The following is a 20,835-nucleotide window of genomic DNA, read 5'->3' on the forward strand; positions in this document are numbered from 1 at the left end:
GAGAACCCCTATGGCTGTCACCCTGAACGTCACTGGCATGACCTGCCACCACTGCGTCTCATCCGTCAAGGAAGAACTCGGCGAACTCGACGGTGTGGCCAACATCAGCGTCGAACTCAACACCGGCGGCACATCCGTGGTGACATTCGACGCTGAGGCGACCGTGACCGATGAGCAGATCCGCGGCGCGATCGAAGAGGCAGGCTACGAAACCACGGAGTTGAGCCGCGCATGAGTGAAACGCAGCGTGTACTCACCCTCGATATCGAGGGGATGACGTGCGCGTCCTGCGTCAACCGGATCGAGCGGAAACTCGAGAAACTCCCCGGCGTCACCGCGGCCGTGAACCTCCCGCTTGAGACCGCGCGCGTCACCGCGCCGGCAGACGTCGAGGATGGCACGCTCATCGAAGTGATCCGGAAAGCAGGCTACGATGCGCGCATCCACTCCCCCAAGAAGACCCGGACAGAGGCTCAAACCAGCACGGCGTCGCATCCGTCGGCCGAGCAAGCACACGCCGACCCAGCGCTTTCTTCCGACACAGGCCAGAAGAACCCAGCGCCTTCCGAAGCAGGCCAGGCTGATCCGACGGGTGAGTTCGGCTCTTCGGCGGGCTACCGGATTCCGTTGTTCAAGCGGTTCCTGATCGCCGCGATCCTGACCGCGCCGGTGTTGCTGATTTCGATGGTTCCGGGGCTTCAGTTCCGGCATTGGGGCTGGGTTGCCGGCTTGTTTTCGTTGCCGGTGGCGACGTGGGCTGCGTGGCCGTTCCATAAGGCTGCGGCGATCAACGCGCGCCACGGGACGTCCACGATGGACACGCTCGTCTCGATCGGTGTAATTGCCGCGACTGTGTATTCGTGGGTTCAGTTATTGCGTGATCCGGCGCTCACGGCCGATGCACGCCTCGGTGACCTGCATGCGATGCACGGGCACCACCTGTATTTCGAGTCCGCAGCGGTCATCGTCACGTTCTTGTTGCTGGGGCGTTGGCTTGAGTCGCGTGCTCGGCACGGCGCAGCGGATGCAACGCGCGCGTTACTTGAGCTGGGAGCGAGCCACGCGACGGTCGTTGACGCCGATGGAGGCCACCGTGAGGTCCCGGCGGATGAGCTCACCGTGGGCACCGTTATTTTGGTGCGGCCTGGTGAGAAGATCGCTGCCGACGGCGTTGTGCTCGAGGGTGACTCCGATGTGGATGCCTCGATGATCACGGGCGAATCCGTGCCCGTGCCGGTCTCCCCCGGTTCAGAGGTCACGGGCGCAACCATCAACACGTCCGGTCGCTTGCTCGTGCGGGTGAGCGCGGCCGGTGAGGATACGACGTTGGCTGCGATGGGCAGGATGATCGCGCAGGCGCAGTCGGAGAAGACTCCGCTTGTGCGGCTCGTGGACCGGATTTCCGGTGTTTTCGTTCCGATCGTTTTAGCACTAGCGGTGCTCACGTTTGTGGGGTGGTGGCTGATTGCCGGCAACCCTTCGGGCGGTTTCATCGCGGCCGTAACGGTCCTGGTTGTCGCGTGCCCGTGCGCGCTCGGTTTGGCGACCCCGGTTGCACTCGTCGCCGGCATCGGTAACGGGGCGAGCCGCGGAATCCTCATCTCCGGGCCTGCCGTGCTTGAAGAAGCACGCAACCTCGATGCGGTGGTGCTCGATAAAACCGGCACCATCACCGAAGGCCGTATGACACTCACCTCCACAACCCTGTTGCCCGGCGCTAGCGCTGCCACCTCCGCTACAGCCTCCCCTGCCGCAACAGTGGACATCAGCGCCAACACTGCGCTGGCTTATGCCGCCGCACTCGAGCAAAATTCGGAGCACCCCATCGCTCGCGCGATTGTCGACGCCGCCACCGGCGCGACGGGCGAAGCCGGCGGCGCTAATGGCCGTCAGCTCACGGTCGAGGACTTCGCCTCGCACTCCGGAAGTGGCGTCACCGGGGTCGTGAGTGATCAGAACGGTATGCGCCAGGCGGTCGCGGTCGGGACGCTGGACCTGCTCACTGAGCAGGGCATGCACGTGAGCGATGACGCCCGCGCTGAGCTTGCGCGGCTTGAACGCGAGGGCATGACGGTGGTCGCGCTCGGCATCGGGGGCTCCGGAACCGGCGGCACCGATGCAGCTGACACCAGCACAAGCGGCCGCGCGGTCGCGTTGCTCAGCGTCGCGGATCAGGTCAAGCCGGATTCCGCGGAGGCTGTCGCCCGGCTCACTGGGATGGGTGTGACCCCGTGGATGGTCACGGGTGACAACCGTGAGGTCGCGGCCGCGGTCGCGCGTGAGGTCGGCATCCCGGAGGCACACGTCATGGCCGGGGTGCGGCCTGAAGGTAAGGTCGACGCGGTCCGGGATTTGCAGGCGGATGGCACGAAGATCGCGATGGTTGGCGACGGCGTCAACGATGCCCCTGCCTTGATGACCGCGGACCTTGGGCTTGCGATGGGCGCCGGAACGGATGTTGCCCGTGAGGCCGCCGGGGTCACCCTCATGGGGTCTTCGCTGGGGCAGGCCGCGGATGCGATCGAGCTGTCCCGGCAGACCTTGCGCATCATTCGGCAGAACATCTTTTGGGCGTTTTTCTATAACGTCGCCGCGCTCCCGGTGGCCATGTTGGGGCTTCTGAACCCGATGATCGCTGGGGTTGCGATGGCGACCAGCTCCGTCATCGTGGTGTTCAATGCGTTGCGTCTGCGCCGCTTCGGGAAACACAGTCCTGGCCCGCATGCCGATGTGAGAGGATACCAACCGTGAAGGCTCATGAGTTGGTGATGCAGTGGGTGACCGACGAACTTTCGGCAGGCCGCCTCAACATTGGCGATCACCTGCCGAGTGAACGGTCACTCGCCGAAACGCTCGAGGTGTCCCGCGGTACCATCCGTGAAGCGTTACGCGTCTTGGAGGCGCTGGGTTCTATCCGGAGTTCCACGGGGTCTGGGCCTCAGTCTGGGACGGTGATTACCGCGGCACCCGAGCAGGCGCTTTCGCTGGCGCTGAACCTCCAGTTGGCGACCAGCCAGGTTGAGCATCACCACGTGTTTGAGATGCGGCTCTTGCTTGAAGACTGGGCGGTACGCAACTCCGAACCCGAGCATGCCGACCCTGAACATCCCGATTGGATGAAAGCGGAAACGCTTCTGGACATGATGGATCAGCCGGGTCTGTCCGTCATTGACTTCCTGAACCTGGACGCGCAGTTCCACGTAGCGCTATCCAAGGCCGCGAATAATCCGCTCGCCTCAACACTCATGGATGCGATGCGCACCGCGATCGAAGGGCACACGGTTGAACGCGCCAAGGCCCTGCCCGACTGGGAGGCGACATCAGCGCGGCTGCGGAGCGAGCATCGTGCAATCCTGGAGGCTGCGCGCCACGGCCGGGCAGACGCGGCCGCGGACCTACTCAAGGAACACATCAGCGGCTACTACGCCGAAACCGCTGGCTGACGGCAGGTAGCGTAGCGCGGCCTCACCGGCGCCACTGCGGGCGCCTTAAGAAAAATTACCTCTTGCGCAAATGTGACCGAGGCCATAGTGTCTGTGGTTAGACCACATGGTCTGACCACATCTATCCTTGACATTGGCACCTATCCCCAGGAGTAGCTTTGAAGCCTTCATCGCATCCGAACTCCGCCGCGGCGAACCCGGCACACTCTGCCACGAACCCACAAGCTGGCAACAACGCCGCATCAGGCTCCAAAGCCCGCAGGCCACACAACGGAACGCAAGAAAAGCAGCCCCTGAACTACCGGGTGCTATTCGGAAGCCTCAGCGGCTCCGTCATCGAATGGTTTGACTTCCTCATCTACGGAACGGTCGCGGCTCTTGTTTTCAACAAGATCTACTTCCCCAGCGACAACCCGTTCATGGCCACCTTCCTGGCCTACGTGTCATTCTCACTCACGTTCTTCTTCCGCCCGCTCGGTGGCGTGATCTTCTCCCACATCGGCGACCGCATCGGCCGCAAGAAAACCCTGTTCATCACCCTGTGCCTCATGGGCGGCGGAACGGTAGCGATCGGTTTGCTCCCGGATTATTCGATGATCGGGATGTGGGCTCCGCTTCTACTGTGCCTGTTCCGTATCCTGCAGGGCCTCGGCATCGGCGGCGAATGGGGTGGGGCGCTACTGCTCGCCTACGAATACGCGCCACGCAACCGGCGCGGCCTCTACGGTGCGGTACCGCAGATGGGTATCTCGCTCGGTATGTTGCTCGCCTCCGCCGTGGTGGCGTTGCTGACCCTCATGCCGGAAGACCAGTTCATGCTGTGGGGCTGGCGCATCCCATTCGTGGCCTCGATCGTGCTCGTGTTGATTGGTTTGTGGATCCGCAACGGCCTCGATGACACCCCTGAATTCCGCCGCATGCGCGAACAGGGCAAGCAACTCAAGCTGCCGATCAAGGAAGTTGTGACCAAACACTGGGGCGCGGTCCTGGTTTCGATCGCCGCGAAAGCCGCGGAAACTGGACCATTCTACATCTTCGGAACCTACATCGTCGCCTACGCGACCGATGTCCTCGGCGCCCGCAACAACACGGTCCTGCTCGCAGTCGCGGCAGCCGCTTTCGTCGCAACCATCTGGATGCCAGTCTTCGGCGCGATTTCCGACCGCATGAACCGCGGAGCCCTCTACCGTACATGTGCGCTGAGTACCATCGTGCTCGTGTTCCCGTACTATTGGATCCTCAACACCGGCGAAACCTGGGCGCTGTTCGTATCCACGATCCTCGGCTTCGGTATCCTCTGGGGCTCCGTCAACGCAATCTTGGGCACCCTGATTGCTGAAAACTTCGCTCCACAGGTCCGCTACACCGGCGCATCGCTGGGCTACCAGCTGGGTGCCGCGATCTTCGGTGGTACCGCGCCGCTCATCGCTGTCTGGCTGTTCGAAATCTCCGACGGCCAATGGTGGCCGATCGCCTGCTACGTCATCTTCTGCTGCTTGATCTCCGTGATCGCTAGCTTCTTCATCAGCCGCGTGGCCTACATTGAAGAAGAGAACCTCGCACACGAACAGGCCCCGGCGCAGTAATGACTGACGCAGCGGTGGCCTACGCAGTGAAGACCTACACAGCGATGACTTGCGCAGTGCTGTCTTGCCGCTGCGCGCCGGCCGCCTGTTGGCGCACTTACAGACTTGCCCCTGGCAACTAATTTAGAGAAAGGAATACAGATGATTCGCCGTCAATTCCCTCACCCCAACGAGATTTTTGATCTGCTGAAGTTCAAGAAGCCCGAGCTCAACCCGAAGAAGCGTCGTCTGAGCAACGCGCTGACCGTGAGCGATCTGCGTAAGATCGCTAAGCGCCGCACCCCGGCCGCCGCGTTCGACTACACCGACGGTGCCGCTGAGGAAGAGATCAGCATGCACCGCTCCGTGCAGGCGTTCCGTGACGTCGAGTTCCACCCGGACATCCTCAAGCCAGCCGAGCACGTCAACACCTCGGTACAGATTCTGGGCGGTAGCTCCGCGCTTCCGTTCGGCATTGCGCCAACCGGCTTCACCCGTCTCATGCAGACCCAGGGTGAGCACGCTGGTGCGGCCGCCGCTGGTGCCGCTGGTATTCCGTTCACGCTTTCGACGCTGGGTACGGCTTCGATTGAGGATGTCAAGAAGGCGAACCCTCACGGCCGTAACTGGTTCCAGCTCTATGTGATGCGGGACCGTGAAATCTCGTACGGCTTGGTTGAGCGCGCCGCTAAGGCCGGGTTCGACACCCTGATGTTCACGGTCGACACCCCTATTGCTGGCCACCGTTTGCGCGACTCCCGCAACGGCTTCTCGATCCCGCCGCAGATCAGCCTGGGTACCGTGCTGAACGCGATCCCTCGCCCATGGTGGTGGATCGACTTCCTGACAACCCCTAAGCTCGAGTTCGCTTCGCTGTCTTCCACCGGGGGCACCGTGGGTGAGTTGCTGAACTCGGCGATGGACCCAACCATTTCCTACGAGGACCTCAAGGTCATCCGTGAAATGTGGCCTGGCAAGATCGTTGTCAAGGGTGTTCAGACCGTCGAGGATTCCCACCGCCTGCTGGATCACGGCGTGGACGGCCTGGTGCTCTCGAACCACGGTGGCCGCCAGCTGGACCGCGCACCTGTTCCGTTCCAGTTGCTGCCGAAGGTTGTGCGTGAGGTCGGTAAGGACGCTACCGTCATGATCGACACCGGTATCCGTACTGGCGCGGACATCGTCGCTTCGATGGCTTTGGGCGCTAAGTTCACGCTGATCGGCCGCGCATACCTCTACGGCCTGATGGCTGGCGGCCGCGAAGGCGTTGACCGCACCATCGAGATTCTGCGCACCGAGATCGAACGCACCATGGCCCTGCTGGGTGTATCCACGGTCGAGGAGCTCGAGCCACGCCACGTGACCCAGCTCCAGCGCCTGACACCCATCCAGAACGATGCGGTAGAAGCCGCCGAACGCACGCTCTGATGCTCAGCGCTTAGCCGCGAGCACAGACGTAGCTTGATCTAGAAACTGCTCCCCATGAGTTGGACTGAGAACTCAGTCACCAACCATGGGGAGCAGTTCGTTTAAGGCCTAACACTCCGTAGATGCGGGAGCCTTGAGTGTGATGCAATCCAATGTGCCGCGTCCGGATTGAGCCACATGGTCAAAAGCCTAATGGCTTCCTGCGCACTATCAAGACAAGCATCTTCCTGCTGCCTGTTCCGCCTGATAATCGGTTCGTGATGGGCGCAACGGTTACGTAGTTTATAGACCACGTCAACCTCACACTTGAAATCAGTCAAGGACGGCACGTAGGTGCCGTTTCCGCCCTTTCGCGTAGTGGAAGCCGGTGTGGCTACAAGAGTCTTATGAACCAGCGGCCAAATGGTCGCCGCGTACCTATTGGTAAAAAGGTACGCCCAGAAATCGAAGTTCAGCTCAGCAATCACCCGCCCCGGTAGCGGCTCCGGTTGTCGGCCGCTCCCCGACCTTCCGTCCGCCTTCCTACCTGCGCGTTTACTCGCCTTCCTAACAGAGTTCTCGGCATGCCAATCAAAAGGAATAGCAGAGTGGACATACCACCGCTCGCCATATCTTGAGGAAACAGCAGTATCGACATGGTTACGCAAGAGCACCTCGACATGCTGAATATCTTCCAGGAACGCCTTGGTCACGCGAGTATTCCACAGGTATAGGGCTTCCGGATCCGGATGAAAGCTGTAAGTTTTCATCCGTTCGAATGAAAACCAGGCTTCAAGATCGCTGTGCGGGTTGTTCTTGGGCGACATACACACCAGTGTTACACTTAAAACTGAAAGCCCCGGAGCGATCCCTGCGTTTTAGACGTATATCACCGGGGTTATTGCTTTCCCGGACCCACCTTCCCGGGGAAGACAGCGGGGGCAGGACACCGGTTGGTGTCCCGCCCCGACTGCACTAACGAGGCACCTCAGTAGGATTCGAGGTTGTCGTCGCCTTTGTTGGGCATGAATTCGTTCGCGAGGTTTTCGGTGCCGCGGGCGAGGATGCTGACGTCCGCGCCGACGTTGACGAAATGCGCGCCGGCTTCGAGGTAGTCGCGCGCCTGGTTCGGGGCGAACGCGTTGACGCCCACAATCTTGCCGGCATCCCGCACCTTGGAGATAACCTCCTTGACGGCCCCAACCACCTCCGGGTGGGTTTGCTGGCCGAGGTATCCCATGGATGCCGCGAGATCGGATGGCCCGAGGAACACCGCATCAACGCCGTCAACCGCAGCGATCTTATCCGCGTTACGCACCGCTTCCGCGGATTCGGCTTGGACGATGAGGCTCACGATCTCGTGCGCCCGCGTCAAGTACTGAGGAACGCGCCCCCAACGCGCCGAACGCGCGAGCGCGGAACCAACCCCACGCACACCTTCAACCGCAGACCCCGAGGCTTTAGCCCCGCCTGGCTGCGGATACTTCATCGCAGCGGCGGCCGCACGCGCATCTTCAACCGTATGGACCATCGGGACCATGATGCTGGTCGCGCCGGCATCCAGGACCTGCTTGATGATCGCGGCGTCATTGCGCGGGACGCGGACCACGGACAAGCTCGGGTACGCGGCAATCGCGCGCAGCTGACCGATGAGCCCTTCCAAGTAGAACGGGCCGTGTTCGGCATCCAGCAACAAATAGTCGAAGCCGGCACCCGCACAGATTTCGGCGGCCGTCGGGTCCCCGGACGCGACGAACATGCCCACGACAGGGCCAGCAACACCATCGGCCCGGCCGCGCGGCTGATCGGCCATGCTCGGCTGGGTAAAGAGGTGCTTGAAGCTGCGTTCGGTGTGGTTTAGACGAACTGGCATGTCACAACCCCTAGCGGCCCGTAGTCGGCCATCACGGTGTCGCCCTTGTCTACCCACATCGGGCGGGTGAAGGAACCTGCGAGGATGATCTGGCCTGCACGCAGGACTTCGTCGTGCTCGTGGAGACGGTTCGCGAGCCAGTGCACGCCGTTGGCTGGGTGGCCAAGCACGCCGCCGCCGAGGCCGGTTTCCTCGATCTCCTGGTTCTTATACAGCAGGCCGCCGAGCCACCGCAGGTCATGCTCGTCCGGACGGACCGGGCGTCCGCCGACCACCATGACGCCCATCGCGGCGTTGTCTGCGATGGTGTCCACGATGGTGCGACCTTCCATCTCGACGCGGGCATCCAGGATCTCCAGGGCCGGGACAACGTATTCGGTTGCGCGCAGGACATCGAAGATGTCAGCGTCTGGGCCGCTCACGTCGTCTTTGAGTTTGAACGCGAGTTCCATCTCAACGCGCGGCTTGGTGTAGATGTCCCACTCAAGCGTGGTCCCGGATTCCAGCACCATGTCTTTGAAGATCACGCCGTAATCCGGTTCGGAGATGCCGGTCGCGTACTGCATCGCCTTGGAGGTCAGTCCAATCTTGTGGCCTGCCACAACGCGGCCTTTTTCTTCGCCGCGTTCACGCCAGATGCGCTGGATCGCGTAGGAGTCAGCGATTTCCATATCTGGGTAGCGCTTGGTGAGCAGCGGAACGGGAACTTTGGTTTCGCCGGCGGTGACGAGTTCGTCAGCGATTTTCACGCGGGTGCTTTGATCCAGCATGTGTTCGCTCCTTAGTTCAGCTCGTTTTCGCGGTTTGCGAGGTATTCCTCGAACTTGACCTTCCATTCACCGGTTGGCGGGAAGAGGCCTTCGATCGGGTTGCCTTCCTTGACGCGTGCCATGACCCATTCGTCCTGAACTTCGGTCTTGAACGCGTGATCGGCTACCTGCTCCACGACTGCTGGTGGGATCACGACGATGCCGTTGGAGTCAGCGACGATGATGTCGCCCGGCTGCACTGCGGCACCGCCGCATGCGACGGTTTCGTCCATGGTCCATGGGACGTGCTTGCGGCCCAGCACAGATGGGTGCGCGCCGTTGTGGAAGGTCGGGATGTCGGCCTCCACAACCTCGGAGAGGTCGCGGACCGCACCGTCAGTCACGATGCCTACCGCGCCGAGAAGCTTGGCGCGAGTTGCGAGGATGTCACCCAGGGTTGCGGCACCTTGTTCGCCGCGGCCCTCGATGACGAGGATCTCGCCTTCCTTGAGGTCGTCGAACATCTGCTTCTGGGTGTTGTAGCCGCCACCGTGCTGCTTGAACAGGTCTTGGCGTAGCGGGATCATGCGCAGGGTGCGTGCACGGCCTACGATCTTCTGGGTTCCGTGGGTGGCGGTGAGGCCCGCGATGGTGCACGCCTCGATACCTGCCGCCTTGACCGAGGAGGAGAGGGTTGCGGTCGCGGATGCCATGAGCTTGGCGCGGACCTCATCGGTGAGCGGGTCAGCGCCGGTTGCAGCATCGGCGTCGGTTGTAGCGTCAGCGTCTGCGAGGCCTGCGGCTTGAGCGTCGCCCCATGCGTCGATGCGGTCAGCGTCAGTGACCTTGGTCGGGTTGCCGAAGTCCTTGAAGCCTTCAGTGCCCTGGACCGCGGTGGTGCGCAATTCGCCAGTGGACTGCTCGCCGGCCTGAACTTCAACGGTCACGACGTCTTCCGGCTTGAAAACCGAGGAGCCGGCTGGGGTTCCGGTGAGGATCACATCGCCTGGCTTGAGCGTCATCTGCTGGGACAAGTCAGCCACGATCTGACCGAACGAGAACAGCAGCTCCTGCGTGGTGGCGTCCTGGACGGTTTCACCGTTGAGCTTGGTGATCACGCGCAGGTGCATCGGGTCAAGGTTCTCGGCAGGGATCATGACCGGGCCGAGTGGCGTGTAGCCGTCGCCGGACTTGGAGCGGACGTTGGAGCCCTTGTCGGCGTACTTGATGTCCTGAATACCGATGTCATTGGAAGCGGTGATCCAGCCGACGTGCGCCCAGCCTTCGTTAGGGGTGATGCGGCGGGCTTCCTTGCCGATTACGAGCGCGATCTCGCCTTCGAACTGCAGCAGTTCGGTATCCGCTGGGCGTTCCACGGTCTCCCCAGTCAAGGCGAGCGAGGAGGTCGCCTTCATGAAGTAGGAAGGGTACTTAGGGGTACGGCCGCGCTGTTCGGCGCGGGACGAATATGCCAGGTGAACGGCGATGACCTTGCCGATATTGTCCAGAACGTCCTGGGTTACTTCGATGGGCTGGTTAGTTGTGCTGAACACTGACACTCCTACTGACATTCTTGGTAGATGCGCCCCTGATGAATGCGCCGGTCGTATTCATCATCGTATACGTTTTGAGTGCTCTCGTATACGATCCGTATATGACCTCCGCACAGCAGCATCCGCGCCAGGCCCGGGCCACATCGAAGTCACAGGCCGCCTACGATGCCGTGCGTGAACGCATCCTGGACCGCACGTATGAACCGGGCTATCGCCTGGTTCTGCAGACCATCGCTGATGAGTTGAAGTGCTCCGTGGTGCCGGTGCGTGAGGCGATCCGCCGGCTTGAAGCCGAAGGCCTCGTGGTGTTCACCCAGAATAAAGGGGCCACTGTCGCGGAGGTGGATGCGGAGCTGTATCTGAACACGATGCAGACCCTCGCGATCCTAGAGGGCTCCGCCACCGCGCTGGCCGCGGAGCATATTTCAGCCGCCGATGTGCAGGCCGCCCGGGACTTGAACGAACAGATACGTGCGTTGCTGGCCGATTTTGATCCGGCAGAGTTCACGCGCTTGAACGCTGAATTGCATGCGCTGCTGTATTCGGATTGCCCCAACACTCACCTACTGGATTTGGTGCATCGCGGTTGGACGCGCATGGACGCGATCAGGGTTTCCAGTTTCGATGCGATCCCGGCCCGCGCCCAGGATTCCGTGAAAGAGCATGCCGAGTTGATCGAGGCGATCGCCGCCAAGAAGCCAGCCCACCAGATCGAGGCGCTAGCCCGCGCCCACCGCATGCACACGCTCAACGCGTACCTTCACGCCATGGGCCAGCCACCCTCCTCGCTTTAAGCTCCGCGCGGAGTCAGCCCGCGTCGTCATTTAAACCCTTTTCACGCCTCCACGGATCGTATACGATTGCAAATATGTGGGGCATCACCCCACCAACAAACCGGCCCGCGCGGCCGCACCGGCATCAAAGCCAGCGCCACGTCGCGCAGCCAACAGGCCGCACCGGACCACTACCGGATTGAGGAGCTTCATACATATGGCACAGCAAGCAGTCCCGGAGAACCTTCCAGATCAGATCCGCCACTACATCGGCGGCAAGTGGGTTGACTCGATCGACGGCGACACCTTCGACGTCCTCAACCCAGTCACCAACGAGGCCTACATTAAGGCGTCTTCCGGCAAGGTCGCAGACATCGATGCTGCGGTTGCCGCCGCGAAGGACGCTTTCGAAAACGGCCCGTGGCCAACCATGCTCCCGCGTCAGCGTTCCCGCATTCTGCACAAGATCGCCGATGTTGTGGAGACCCGCGCGGACGAGCTCGCAGCGATGGAGTGCTTCGACACCGGCCTGCCGATCTCCCAGGCGCGCGGCCAGGCGCACCGTGCAGCTGAGAACTTCCGTTTCTTCGCTGACCTGATCGTGGCTCAGCATGATGACACGTTCAAGGTTCCAGGCCGTCAGATCAACTACGTCAACCGCAAGCCGATCGGTGTTGCAGGCCTGATTACGCCGTGGAACACCCCGTTCATGCTCGAATCCTGGAAGCTCGCGCCAGCGATCGCAACCGGTAACACCGTGGTGCTGAAGCCGGCAGAGTTCACGCCGCTGTCCGCATCGCTGTGGCCAGGCATCTTCGAAGAGGCCGGCCTGCCAGCTGGCGTGTTCAACATGGTCCACGGCTACGGCGAAGAGGGCTTCGCGGGTGATTCGCTCGTCAAGCACCCAGACGTTCCGCTGATCTCCTTCACCGGTGAGTCCAAGACCGGCCAGATCATCTTCGGCAACGCCGCACCGTTCCTCAAGGGCCTTTCGATGGAGCTCGGCGGCAAGTCCCCAGCCGTCGTGTTCGAGGACGCGGACCTCGAGACCGCGATCGACGCGACCATCTTCGGCGTGTTCTCCCTCAACGGCGAGCGCTGCACCGCAGGTTCCCGCATCCTGGTTCAGCGCAGCATCTATGACGAGTTCGTGGAGCGTTACGCTGCGCAGGCTAAGCGCGTCAAGGTTGGCCTGCCGTCGGATGAGACCACCGAGGTCGGCGCGATTGTGCACCCTGAGCACTTCGAGAAGGTCATGTCCTACGTCGAAATCGGTAAGGAAGAGGCCCGCCTCGTTGCTGGTGGCGGCCGCCCTGACGAGTTCCCTGAGGGCAACTTTGTTCAGCCAACCGTTTTCGCTGACGTCTCCCCTGAGGCCCGCATCTTCCAGGAAGAGATCTTCGGCCCAGTTGTTGCGATCACTCCGTTCGACACGGAAGAGGAAGCGCTCGAGCTCGCTAACAACACCAAGTACGGCCTCGCCGCATACATTTGGACCAACGATCTGAAGCGTGCCCACAACTTCGCTCAGAACGTTGAGGCCGGCATGGTGTGGCTGAACTCGAACAACGTTCGTGACCTGCGCACCCCATTCGGTGGCGTCAAGGCCTCGGGCCTCGGCCACGAAGGCGGCTACCGCTCGATCGACTTCTACACCGATCAGCAGGCCGTCCACATCAACCTCGGCAAGGTGCACAACCCGGTTTTCGGTAAGCAGGAAAACTAACCCCTACTCCGGCTGGTGACCTCGCGGAACGTCGCCGCGGGGCGCCACCTCAACCTCAGGAGAACAAACATGAGCAACCTGGAGAACCGCCAGAAAACCTCATCCGGCTTCTATGTAGGCCAAGAGGGTCCAGTCAAGACTGACAACCCGATTCCAACCCCACAGGCCGAGGCGCCAGATGTGCTTCGTTGCGCCTACATGGAAATCGTGGTGACGGACCTTGCTAAGTCCCGCGAGTTCTACGTGGACGTCCTGGGCCTCGTTGTCACGGAAGAAGACGAGAACACCATCTACCTGCGGTCGATGGAAGAGTTCATCCACCACAACCTGGTGCTGCGCAAGGGCGATGTAGCGGCTGTCGCTGCGTTCTCTTACCGTGTGCGCTCCCCAGAAGAGCTCGACAAGGCAGAGGCTTTCTACAAGGAGCTCGGCTGCCGTGTTGAGCGTAAGAAGGACGGATTCGTCAAGGGCATTGGCGATTCGGTCCGCGTTGAGGACCCGCTCGGCTTCCCGTACGAGTTCTTCTACGACGTCGAACACGTTGAGCGGCTCGCATGGCGTTATGACCTCTACACCCCAGGCGCCTTGGTGCGTCTGGACCACTTCAACCAGGTCACCCCGGATGTCCCACGCGCCGCGAAGTACATGCAGGACCTCGGCTTCCGCGTCACCGAAGACATTCAGGACGACAAGGGCACCGTCTACGCAGCGTGGATGCGCCGCAAGCCAACCGTGCACGACACCGCGATGACCGGTGGCGACGGCCCACGCATGCACCACGTCGCGTTCTCGACCCACGAGAAGCACAACATCCTCGCGATCTGTGACAAGCTCGGTGCGCTGCGTATGTCGGATGCGATTGAGCGCGGCCCGGGCCGCCACGGCGTCTCCAACGCGTTCTACCTGTACCTGCGTGACCCAGACGGCCACCGCGTCGAGATCTACACCCAGGACTACTACACCGGCGACCCAGACAACCCGGTCGTTACCTGGGACGTGCACGATAACCAGCGTCGCGACTGGTGGGGCACCCCAGTTGTGCCGTCCTGGTACACCGACGCCTCGCTCGTGCTCGACCTCGACGGCAACCCACAGGAAGTGGTTGCACGCTCCGACGAATCCGAAATGAACGTGACTATCGGCGCTGACGGGTTCTCCTACACCCGCAGCGACGAAGACGGAGAAATGCCGGAGTGGAAGCAGGGCGAATACAAGCTCGGAAACCAGCTCTAGACATGGCTTATAGCCAGTAAAACACCGGTTTCTAACCGGCTCAACACCGGCTAGAAACTACTGAATCGCCCCCGCGGCGCCTGCATCTAGGCAGGCACCGCGGGGGCGATTTTTGTTGTCTTATGCCATGCATCGTCCGCAGGCCCGCCCGCTCATAATCCCCGGAGAGGTGCGCGAACCGCTACCCAGAGGGGCTCCAACTCCGAGCCCCACGCCAAACTCCTGACAAAATCAACCATTGACAATCTCAACTAAATGCCTTTCCATAGTTTTGTGACGTCTGCCACATCCCGGCCGTCCTGAGGACTCCTCCGGGAGCGCCTCGCCTGAACATCCCCGTCCCGAGCATCCCCATCCCGAACTTCCTTTGGAGTAGCCTCATGAACATCGGAGTAGGCACCTACCCCCGCCGCCGTGCCACGGTCCGTCCTGAAGCCGTCGCCCTCGAGTTCGAGGGCACCACCTGCACCTACGGCGAGGTCGCCGAGCGCGTCGAGCGGCTCGCCCACGCCCTCCTGGCCGGCGGAGCCAGCCGCGGGGACCGGATCGCCTATGTCGGGTTCAACCATCCCGCTCTGCTGGAGACGTTCTTCGCCACCACCCTGTTCGGCGGCACCGCGGTCCTCGTGAACCCGCGGCTATCCCCGGCGGAAGTGCAATTCATCGTGGAGGACTCCGGCGCGTCCGTCGTTGTCTACGGCGGCGACCAGGTGCCCACGGCAGAGCGCCTGGCATCCAAGGTCACCGGGCTGCGTCTGATCGCCGTGGAGGGTGAAGACGGCCCCGGCGAGCGCTACGAGGCGGTACTGGCCGCCGGCTCCGCAGATCCAGTGGACGCGGAGGTGGATGACGACGACGTCGCCCTCATCATGTACACCTCCGGCACGACGGGCCGCCCTAAGGGTGCGATGCTCACCCACCGCAACCTCACCTTCCAGTACCTGAACGCTTTCACCGGCACCGACCTCCGCCAGGACGAAGTCATGCTGTCCGTGGCCCCGCTGTTCCACATCGCCGGGCTGAACATGACCACGATCCCCACGTTCATGATGGGCGGGCGGATCATCATCCAGCGCGCCTTCCGGCCGAAGGACGTGCTTGACGCGATCTCGCACTCCAAGGTCACGGGGACCTTCATGGTTCCCGCCATGCTGGACTTCCTCTCCCAGGACCCGGGCTTCGCCGAGGCTGACCTGGGCTCGCTGCGCTCGGTCATGGTGGGCGGATCCCCGCTACCGGAACGCACCATCCGCCTCTGGCAGGACCGCGGCGTGAAGATCGTCCAGGGCTTCGGGATGACGGAGACCGCCCCCGGCGTCTGCCTCCTGGAAGCCGCCGATGCGCTGTCCCATGCCGGGACTGCCGGCCGCCCGCATTTCTTCGCCGAGGTCCGCGTGGTGGACCCCGTCACCGGCGAGGACGTGGAGGACGGCACCGCCGGCGAGGTCTTGGCCCGCGGCCCACAGGTCATGAAGGGCTACTGGAACCGCGAGGAGGCCACCGCGGCCGCACTGGAGGGCGGCTGGTACCACACCGGCGACATCGCCGTCCGGGACGCCGAGGGCTTCTTCACCATCAAGGACCGGATCAAGGACATGTACATCTCCGGCGGGGAGAACGTGTACCCCGCGGAGGTGGAGAACGCCCTGCTCTCCCTGGACGGCGTGGCCGAGGCGGCCGTCGTCGGCGTCCCCGACGAGCGCTGGGGCGAATCAGGCGTGGCCTTCGTGGTGCCCGCAGACAGTGCGTCGTTGGACGCCGAGGCGATCCGCAAAGACCTGACCGAGCTGCTGGCCAAGTACAAGGTGCCCGCACAGGTGCGGCTCGTTGACGAGCTACCGCGTACCACGACCGGCAAGATCCGCAAGACCGTGCTACGTGAGAGCGCCTGAGCGCCCCTGAACCCTTTCCCTATCCCACCCCCGAACGAAAGACACAGAGGTCACCATGGCCACCATCAACCCTGAGAGCCGTCCCACCGGCACGGCCACATCCGCTGGAGAGAAGCAAGACACCGTAGATGCCTTGCTGAACATCTCCCCCGAGGAGCGCCGCCGCGAGTCCCGCAAGGTCATCCTCTCCAGCTATCTGGGCTCGACCATCGAGTTCTACGACTTCCTGCTGTACGCCACCGCGGCCGCCGTCGTGTTCCCGCACGTGTTCTTCCCGGCCTCTGACCCGCTGGCAGGATCCATCGCCGCCTTCGGCACCTTCGCGGCCGGCTACGTCGCCCGCCCGCTGGGCGGGGCGCTCTTCGGCCACTTCGGCGACCGGCTAGGCCGCAAGAAGATGCTGGTGCTCTCCATGCTCCTCATGGGCCTAGCATCCACCGCGATCGGTTTGATCCCGTCTGCAGAGATGATCGGCATCTGGGGCGTGGTGCTCCTCGTGATCATGCGCATCTTCCAGGGCATCGCGGTCGGCGGTGAATGGGGCGGCGCCGCCCTGATGGCGCTCGAGCACTCCGAAACGAAGAAGCGTGGATTCGCCGCATCCTTCACGAATGCCGGCGCTCCATCTGGCGCCGCGTTGGGCACCTTCATGATGGGCGCCGTCTCAGCTCTGCTCCCCGAGGAGCAGTTCCTCTCCTGGGGCTGGCGCATCCCGTTCCTCGTCTCCTTCCTGCTGCTGATCGTGGGCCTCATCATCCGCTCCAAGGTCTCTGAGTCCCCGGTCTTCCAGGCCGCCATGATCAAGGCCGAAGCCGAGGACAAGAACAAGCCAAAGGTGCCGTTGATCTCAGTGCTTCGCCGCCCGAAGGCGCTCCTGCTGACGATGTTCGCCGGCGCCGCCGGCTTCGCCCTCCAGGTACTGCTCCCGACATTCGCCGTCGGCTACTCCGCGGCCGGAGGAACAGCCCGCTCGGATGTCCTCTACGCTTTTGCCTGGGCCTCGGTCATCTCCATCTTCATAGTCGTCGGGTCCGGCCGGCTCTCTGACGCACTGGGCCGCCGCCCGGTGATGATCGCAGGGCTCGTGCTCTACGTCGCCTTCCTGTTCCCGATGTTTCCGATGCTTCGCTCGGACAGCTGGCTCGTCATCCTCGCAGCGTTCACCATCGCCCTTGCCCTGCACGGCCTAATCTACGGCCCTTTGGCAGCATTCATTGCAGAACAGTTCGGAACCGAGTCCCGCTACACCGGCGCCTCGCTGGGCTACCAGCTGGCCACCCTGCTGGGTGCCGGCTTCACCCCAACGATCGTCGCGTCTCTCTATGCCGGCCCCGGTGGTGGAGAGAGCACACTGCCGGTCATTGCCTTCATCGGGTCGATCGCAGCCGTCTCCGCTATCGCGATCCTCTTGACCCGGGAATCGAAGGATCATGACCTGCTGATCCACGAGCACTAACTACACCAGATAGGACGCAAGGCCGCGGTGGGCGTTCGCCCACCGCGGCCTTTCTGCGCTCCACACCCGAAGGATCTGTTCAGACAAGCCCTCAAGCCAGCCCCGGACGCAGGCTCCCCTCCCAGGCAGTCGGCGTGGCGATGACGGCCGGTGAGATCAGGGCACCATCGGCCCTGTACAACCACGTCAGGGGGAAGAAGGAGCTGCTGCAGCTGCTTCTTCCGTCATCCTCTAAGGCCCGAGGCGCCGTGCCCGGCAAGCACCGCAGGCACGGTGGGCAGGGCGGGCACGGCAAGCACCGCAGGCACGACGGAGGCCCCGCTCCCCCACATAGGGGAACGGGACCTCTATACGCCGAAGGTCGGCCGCCACATCGACGGCCGACCTCACGGCACGACGCTGATCAACAGCAGAGATCAGCGGTAGAAGCGGGCCAGGAATACGGCCACGACGGCCGGGCGTTCCTCGCCCTCGATCTCGAAGGTGGCCTCAACCACCAGGTGCAGGCCATCGCCCTTGACCTCCTGGACGTCGGCGAGCTTCATAACTGCACGGACGCGGGAGCCGACCTTCACCGGGGAGGTGAAGCGGACCTTGTCCAGGCCGTAGTTGACCTTGGTCTTCACGTCGGAGACATCGAACAGCTCACCCCAGAACGGAATGATCAAGGACAAGGTGAGGAAGCCGTGGGCGATCGGGGCGCCGAAAGGGCCGTCCTTGGCGCGTTCAGGGTCCACGTGGATCCACTGGTGGTCATCAGTTGCGTCGGCGAAGGTGTTCACCATCTCCTGGGTGATCTCGCGCCACTCGGTGGCGCCCAGCTCGGTGCCTGCCATGGTCTTGACGGCGTCGAAGTCGACGACGGTGCGGGCGGTGGTCTCAGTCATGATGCGGTCCTCTCGGGGAAGGGGTGGAAAGGGTGGTTAGATCGGTGGGCCAGCGTCCCGCTGGCCTGGTGAATCAGACGAAGGCGCTGACGCCGGTGACGGCGCGGCCCACGATCAGCGCGTTGATCTCGTGGGTGCCTTCGTAGGAGTAGACGGCTTCGGCGTCCGCATGGAAGCGGGCCACGTCGGTGTCCAGGGTGATTCCGTTGCCGCCGCAGACCTCGCGGGCCAGGGCCACGGTCTCGCGCAGACGCAGGGAGGTCATCATCTTGGCTAGGGCGGAGTTCTCGTCCTTGTAGATCCCCTGCTCCTCTTGCTCCGTGAGCTGGACCATCAGGCCCAGCGAGGATGTCAGGTTGCCGAGCATGATGGCCAGCTTCTCCTGGATGAGCTGGAATCCGGCCAACGGCTGGCCGAACTGCTGCCGCTCGCGGACATAACGCAGCGCGGCCTCATAGGCGCCCGCGGTGGCGCCCACGGCCATCCAGGCCACATCCGAACGCATGGCCCGCAGACAACGCGCCACATCCTTGAAAGAGTTGATCCCCTCCAGACGGGCCGAGGCGGGTACGCGTACGCCGCGGTACTCGATGTGGGCGTTCTGCATGATGCGCAGGGAGGCCTTGTTCGGGATGATCGACATGCTCACCCCTTCGGCGTCCCGCGGAACCAGGAAGCACTTGACCTGGCCATCGGCGGTGTCGCGGGCGAAGGTCGCGACGACGTCCGAGATGGTCGCCCCGCCGATCCAGCGCTTGGCGCCGTCGATCACCCAGGTGTCCGTCTCCGGATCATAGGTCGCGGTCGTGGCGAGTCCGCCGGCCACATCGGAGCCGTGGTCGGGCTCGGTCAGCCCGAACACGCCAGTCAGCGAGTAGTCGAGGATCTTCGCATCCAGCTCCTTCGCCTGCTGTTCCCCGCCGCCCAGGGTGCAGGCCGTGCGGAACAGGCCGGCGTGCGCGTTATACAGGGTGCCGACGTTGATGTCGCAGCGGGCCAGCTCGAAGTTGCGGAACCCGGTCAGGATCCTACGGATGGGCTCTCCAGCTTCCTTGAGGGCTGGCGGGTCCATCAGCGGCAGCGCGCGGACGGCGTCCACCAGCTCCTGGGGAAGCTCCGCAGCGTCCCAGGCCGGGTTGACCAGCGGCTTCACCGTGGTCTCGAGCCGTTCCCGGAGGTCCAGGATGACGGCGCGCTCGGCCTCAGTCAGCCGCTCGGCGTAGCCATAGAAGTCGGATGGGATGATGCTTCCGGTCACTGGTTCAGCCATCTCAGTCCTCCTTCGTCTCGGTCGCGGCCCCGCGGTCCAGACCCAGTAGGCGCACCGCGTTGTCCTTGAGGATCCAAGGCCGAACCTCGTCCTTGAGCGGCAGCTCCGCGAAGGCGGCCAGCCACTTGTCCGGGGTGATCAGCGGGAAGTCGGTTCCGAAGAGCACCTTGCGAGCCAGTACGTTATTCGACTGGCGGACCAGGGACTCCGGGAAGTACTTCGGGGACCAGCCGGAGAGGTCGATGTGCACGTTGGCCTTGTGGGTCGCGATCGAGTTCGCCTCATCCTGCCAAGGCACCGAGGGGTGGGCCATGATGATCTGCAGGTCTGGGAAGTCGGCGGCGACGTCGTCCAGCAGCAGCGGATTGGAGTACTTCAGCTTGATGCCGCGCCCGCCGGGCAGGCCTGCGCCCATGCCGTTCTGCCCGGTGTGGGAGACCATGGGCAACCCCAGCTCCTGGAGCCGCTCCCAGAGCGGGTAGTACTCACGGTCCGAGGGGTCGAAGCCCTGCACAGACGGGTGGAACTTGAAGCCGCGCACTCCGAGCTCCTCGGCCTGGCGGGTGGCCTCCGCCAACGCGTCCACCCCGGTGCGGGGATCCACGGAGCCGAACGGGATGAGGACGTCGTTGTTCCGGGCGCAGCCGGCCACGAGGTCATCGATGGAGTTCGGCTTGTGGCCAAACTGGGTGCGCGCGTCCACGGTGAAGACGACCGCGGCCATCCGGCGTTGGCGGTAGGTCTCCGCGATGGTGTCCACACTTGGGGTCCGCTCCGCGGACTTGAAGTACTTCGCGGAGGCCTCGAAGAAGTCCTCCGGAAGCGCCTTGTGGCCGCACGAGTCCACCTCGAGGTGCACGTGCATGTCCACGGCCTCGATGGCCGAGGCGTCCACCCCCAGCTCGTAGCGGACTGGGGCGGGGCCGGGAGCAGAGGTTGAGGCGGGGGCAGGGGCGCCGCTGTCGTTCCCGTGGGCTGGCCCCTGCGGAGCCGTGTCCTGGGTTTCGG

The 20,835-nt window shown here is 63.2% G+C and carries 17 protein-coding genes; 10 read left to right on the forward strand and 7 right to left on the reverse strand.

Annotated features, from left to right (window positions below; translation table 11 throughout):
- Positions 1–10: 10 nt before the first annotated feature.
- From J2S67_RS08515 to J2S67_RS08535, 5 genes are all read left to right on the forward strand, one after another.
- Positions 11–235, forward strand: a complete 225-nt coding sequence (locus tag J2S67_RS08515; protein WP_035756150.1) for a copper ion binding protein — start codon at positions 11–13, stop codon at positions 233–235.
- Positions 232–2,751: a heavy metal translocating P-type ATPase gene (locus tag J2S67_RS08520; protein ID WP_310248183.1), complete on the forward strand. Its 2,520-nt coding sequence runs from the start codon at positions 232–234 to the stop codon at positions 2,749–2,751. Before J2S67_RS08515 ends, J2S67_RS08520 begins: the two co-directional genes overlap by 4 nt.
- Positions 2,748–3,443, forward strand: coding sequence for a FadR/GntR family transcriptional regulator (locus J2S67_RS08525; RefSeq protein ID WP_310248186.1), 696 nt, complete (start codon positions 2,748–2,750; stop codon positions 3,441–3,443). Before J2S67_RS08520 ends, J2S67_RS08525 begins: the two co-directional genes overlap by 4 nt.
- Positions 3,444–3,601: 158 nt before the next feature.
- The gene (locus tag J2S67_RS08530) at positions 3,602–5,029 is read left to right on the forward strand and encodes an MFS transporter (protein WP_310248189.1); all 1,428 of its coding nucleotides are present in this window, start codon (positions 3,602–3,604) and stop codon (positions 5,027–5,029) included.
- Positions 5,030–5,170: 141 nt separating this feature from the next.
- Positions 5,171–6,436: an alpha-hydroxy acid oxidase gene (locus tag J2S67_RS08535; protein WP_035756144.1), complete on the forward strand. Its 1,266-nt coding sequence runs from the start codon at positions 5,171–5,173 to the stop codon at positions 6,434–6,436.
- A gap of 101 nt (positions 6,437–6,537) precedes the next feature.
- Here the strand turns inward: J2S67_RS08535 and J2S67_RS08540 are convergent, their stop codons facing one another.
- The 4 genes from J2S67_RS08540 to J2S67_RS08555 form a co-directional block, all read right to left on the reverse strand.
- On the reverse strand, positions 6,538–7,242 hold the full coding sequence (locus J2S67_RS08540; protein ID WP_070507901.1) for an Abi family protein: 705 nt from the start codon (positions 7,240–7,242) through the stop codon (positions 6,538–6,540).
- A 161-nt stretch (positions 7,243–7,403) separates the two neighbouring features.
- On the reverse strand, positions 7,404–8,228 hold the full coding sequence (locus J2S67_RS08545) for an HpcH/HpaI aldolase family protein (protein ID WP_232219281.1): 825 nt from the start codon (positions 8,226–8,228) through the stop codon (positions 7,404–7,406).
- Between the two features lie 44 nt (positions 8,229–8,272).
- Entirely contained in the window at positions 8,273–9,058 is a 786-nt protein-coding gene (locus tag J2S67_RS08550) for a 2-keto-4-pentenoate hydratase (RefSeq protein WP_035756137.1), read from the reverse strand.
- Positions 9,059–9,069: 11 nt separating this feature from the next.
- Positions 9,070–10,590, reverse strand: coding sequence for a fumarylacetoacetate hydrolase family protein (locus J2S67_RS08555; protein WP_256174187.1), 1,521 nt, complete (start codon positions 10,588–10,590; stop codon positions 9,070–9,072).
- Positions 10,591–10,691: 101 nt separating this feature from the next.
- Between J2S67_RS08555 and J2S67_RS08560 the strand changes: the two genes are divergently transcribed.
- From J2S67_RS08560 to J2S67_RS08580, 5 genes are all read left to right on the forward strand, one after another.
- Positions 10,692–11,384, forward strand: a complete 693-nt coding sequence (locus J2S67_RS08560; protein ID WP_070490184.1) for a GntR family transcriptional regulator — start codon at positions 10,692–10,694, stop codon at positions 11,382–11,384.
- Positions 11,385–11,580: 196 nt separating this feature from the next.
- Positions 11,581–13,089, forward strand: a complete 1,509-nt coding sequence (hpaE, locus tag J2S67_RS08565) for a 5-carboxymethyl-2-hydroxymuconate semialdehyde dehydrogenase (RefSeq protein WP_070507892.1) — start codon at positions 11,581–11,583, stop codon at positions 13,087–13,089.
- A 69-nt stretch (positions 13,090–13,158) separates the two neighbouring features.
- Positions 13,159–14,322, forward strand: a complete 1,164-nt coding sequence (gene hpaD / locus J2S67_RS08570) for a 3,4-dihydroxyphenylacetate 2,3-dioxygenase (protein ID WP_310248205.1) — start codon at positions 13,159–13,161, stop codon at positions 14,320–14,322.
- A gap of 380 nt (positions 14,323–14,702) precedes the next feature.
- Positions 14,703–16,214, forward strand: a complete 1,512-nt coding sequence (locus J2S67_RS08575; protein WP_035756129.1) for an acyl-CoA synthetase — start codon at positions 14,703–14,705, stop codon at positions 16,212–16,214.
- 55 nt (positions 16,215–16,269) lie between these two features.
- A complete protein-coding gene (locus J2S67_RS08580) occupies positions 16,270–17,670 on the forward strand; it encodes an MFS transporter (protein WP_310248211.1) in 1,401 nt (466 codons plus the stop codon).
- Positions 17,671–18,086: 416 nt separating this feature from the next.
- Here J2S67_RS08580 and J2S67_RS08585 read toward each other — a convergent pair whose 3' ends face one another.
- The 3 genes from J2S67_RS08585 to J2S67_RS08595 form a co-directional block, all read right to left on the reverse strand.
- Entirely contained in the window at positions 18,087–18,557 is a 471-nt protein-coding gene (locus J2S67_RS08585) for a MaoC family dehydratase (RefSeq protein ID WP_310248214.1), read from the reverse strand.
- A 73-nt stretch (positions 18,558–18,630) separates the two neighbouring features.
- Positions 18,631–19,827 carry an acyl-CoA dehydrogenase family protein gene (locus tag J2S67_RS08590; RefSeq protein ID WP_310248217.1) on the reverse strand — a complete coding sequence of 399 codons (1,197 nt, stop codon included), beginning with the start codon at positions 19,825–19,827 and terminating at the stop codon, positions 18,631–18,633.
- A gap of 1 nt (position 19,828) precedes the next feature.
- Entirely contained in the window at positions 19,829–20,692 is an 864-nt protein-coding gene (locus tag J2S67_RS08595; protein WP_310248809.1) for an amidohydrolase family protein, read from the reverse strand.
- Positions 20,693–20,835: the final 143 nt, after the last annotated feature.

Source organism: Pseudoglutamicibacter albus, from assembly GCF_031458175.1.
GTDB lineage: Bacteria > Actinomycetota > Actinomycetes > Actinomycetales > Micrococcaceae > Pseudoglutamicibacter > Pseudoglutamicibacter albus.

Bases quoted from the DNA above. Each gene is read 5' to 3' on its own strand.
- J2S67_RS08540 (WP_070507901.1), bottom strand. From the start codon at position 7,242: ATGTCGCCCAAGAACAACCCGCACAGCGATCTTGAAGCCTGGTTTTCA.
- J2S67_RS08545 (WP_232219281.1), bottom strand. From the start codon at position 8,228: ATGGCCGATCAGCCGCGCGGCCGGGCCGATGGTGTTGCTGGCCCTGTC.
- J2S67_RS08585 (WP_310248214.1), bottom strand. From the start codon at position 18,557: ATGACTGAGACCACCGCCCGCACCGTCGTCGACTTCGACGCCGTCAAG.
- hpaD (WP_310248205.1), top strand. From the start codon at position 13,159: ATGAGCAACCTGGAGAACCGCCAGAAAACCTCATCCGGCTTCTATGTA.
- hpaE (WP_070507892.1), top strand. From the start codon at position 11,581: ATGGCACAGCAAGCAGTCCCGGAGAACCTTCCAGATCAGATCCGCCAC.
- J2S67_RS08580 (WP_310248211.1), top strand. From the start codon at position 16,270: ATGGCCACCATCAACCCTGAGAGCCGTCCCACCGGCACGGCCACATCC.
- J2S67_RS08595 (WP_310248809.1), bottom strand. From the start codon at position 20,692: ATGCACGTGCACCTCGAGGTGGACTCGTGCGGCCACAAGGCGCTTCCG.
- J2S67_RS08590 (WP_310248217.1), bottom strand. From the start codon at position 19,827: ATGGCTGAACCAGTGACCGGAAGCATCATCCCATCCGACTTCTATGGC.
- J2S67_RS08535 (WP_035756144.1), top strand. From the start codon at position 5,171: ATGATTCGCCGTCAATTCCCTCACCCCAACGAGATTTTTGATCTGCTG.
- J2S67_RS08515 (WP_035756150.1), top strand. From the start codon at position 11: ATGGCTGTCACCCTGAACGTCACTGGCATGACCTGCCACCACTGCGTC.
- J2S67_RS08560 (WP_070490184.1), top strand. From the start codon at position 10,692: ATGACCTCCGCACAGCAGCATCCGCGCCAGGCCCGGGCCACATCGAAG.
- J2S67_RS08520 (WP_310248183.1), top strand. From the start codon at position 232: ATGAGTGAAACGCAGCGTGTACTCACCCTCGATATCGAGGGGATGACG.
- J2S67_RS08550 (WP_035756137.1), bottom strand. From the start codon at position 9,058: ATGCTGGATCAAAGCACCCGCGTGAAAATCGCTGACGAACTCGTCACC.
- J2S67_RS08575 (WP_035756129.1), top strand. From the start codon at position 14,703: ATGAACATCGGAGTAGGCACCTACCCCCGCCGCCGTGCCACGGTCCGT.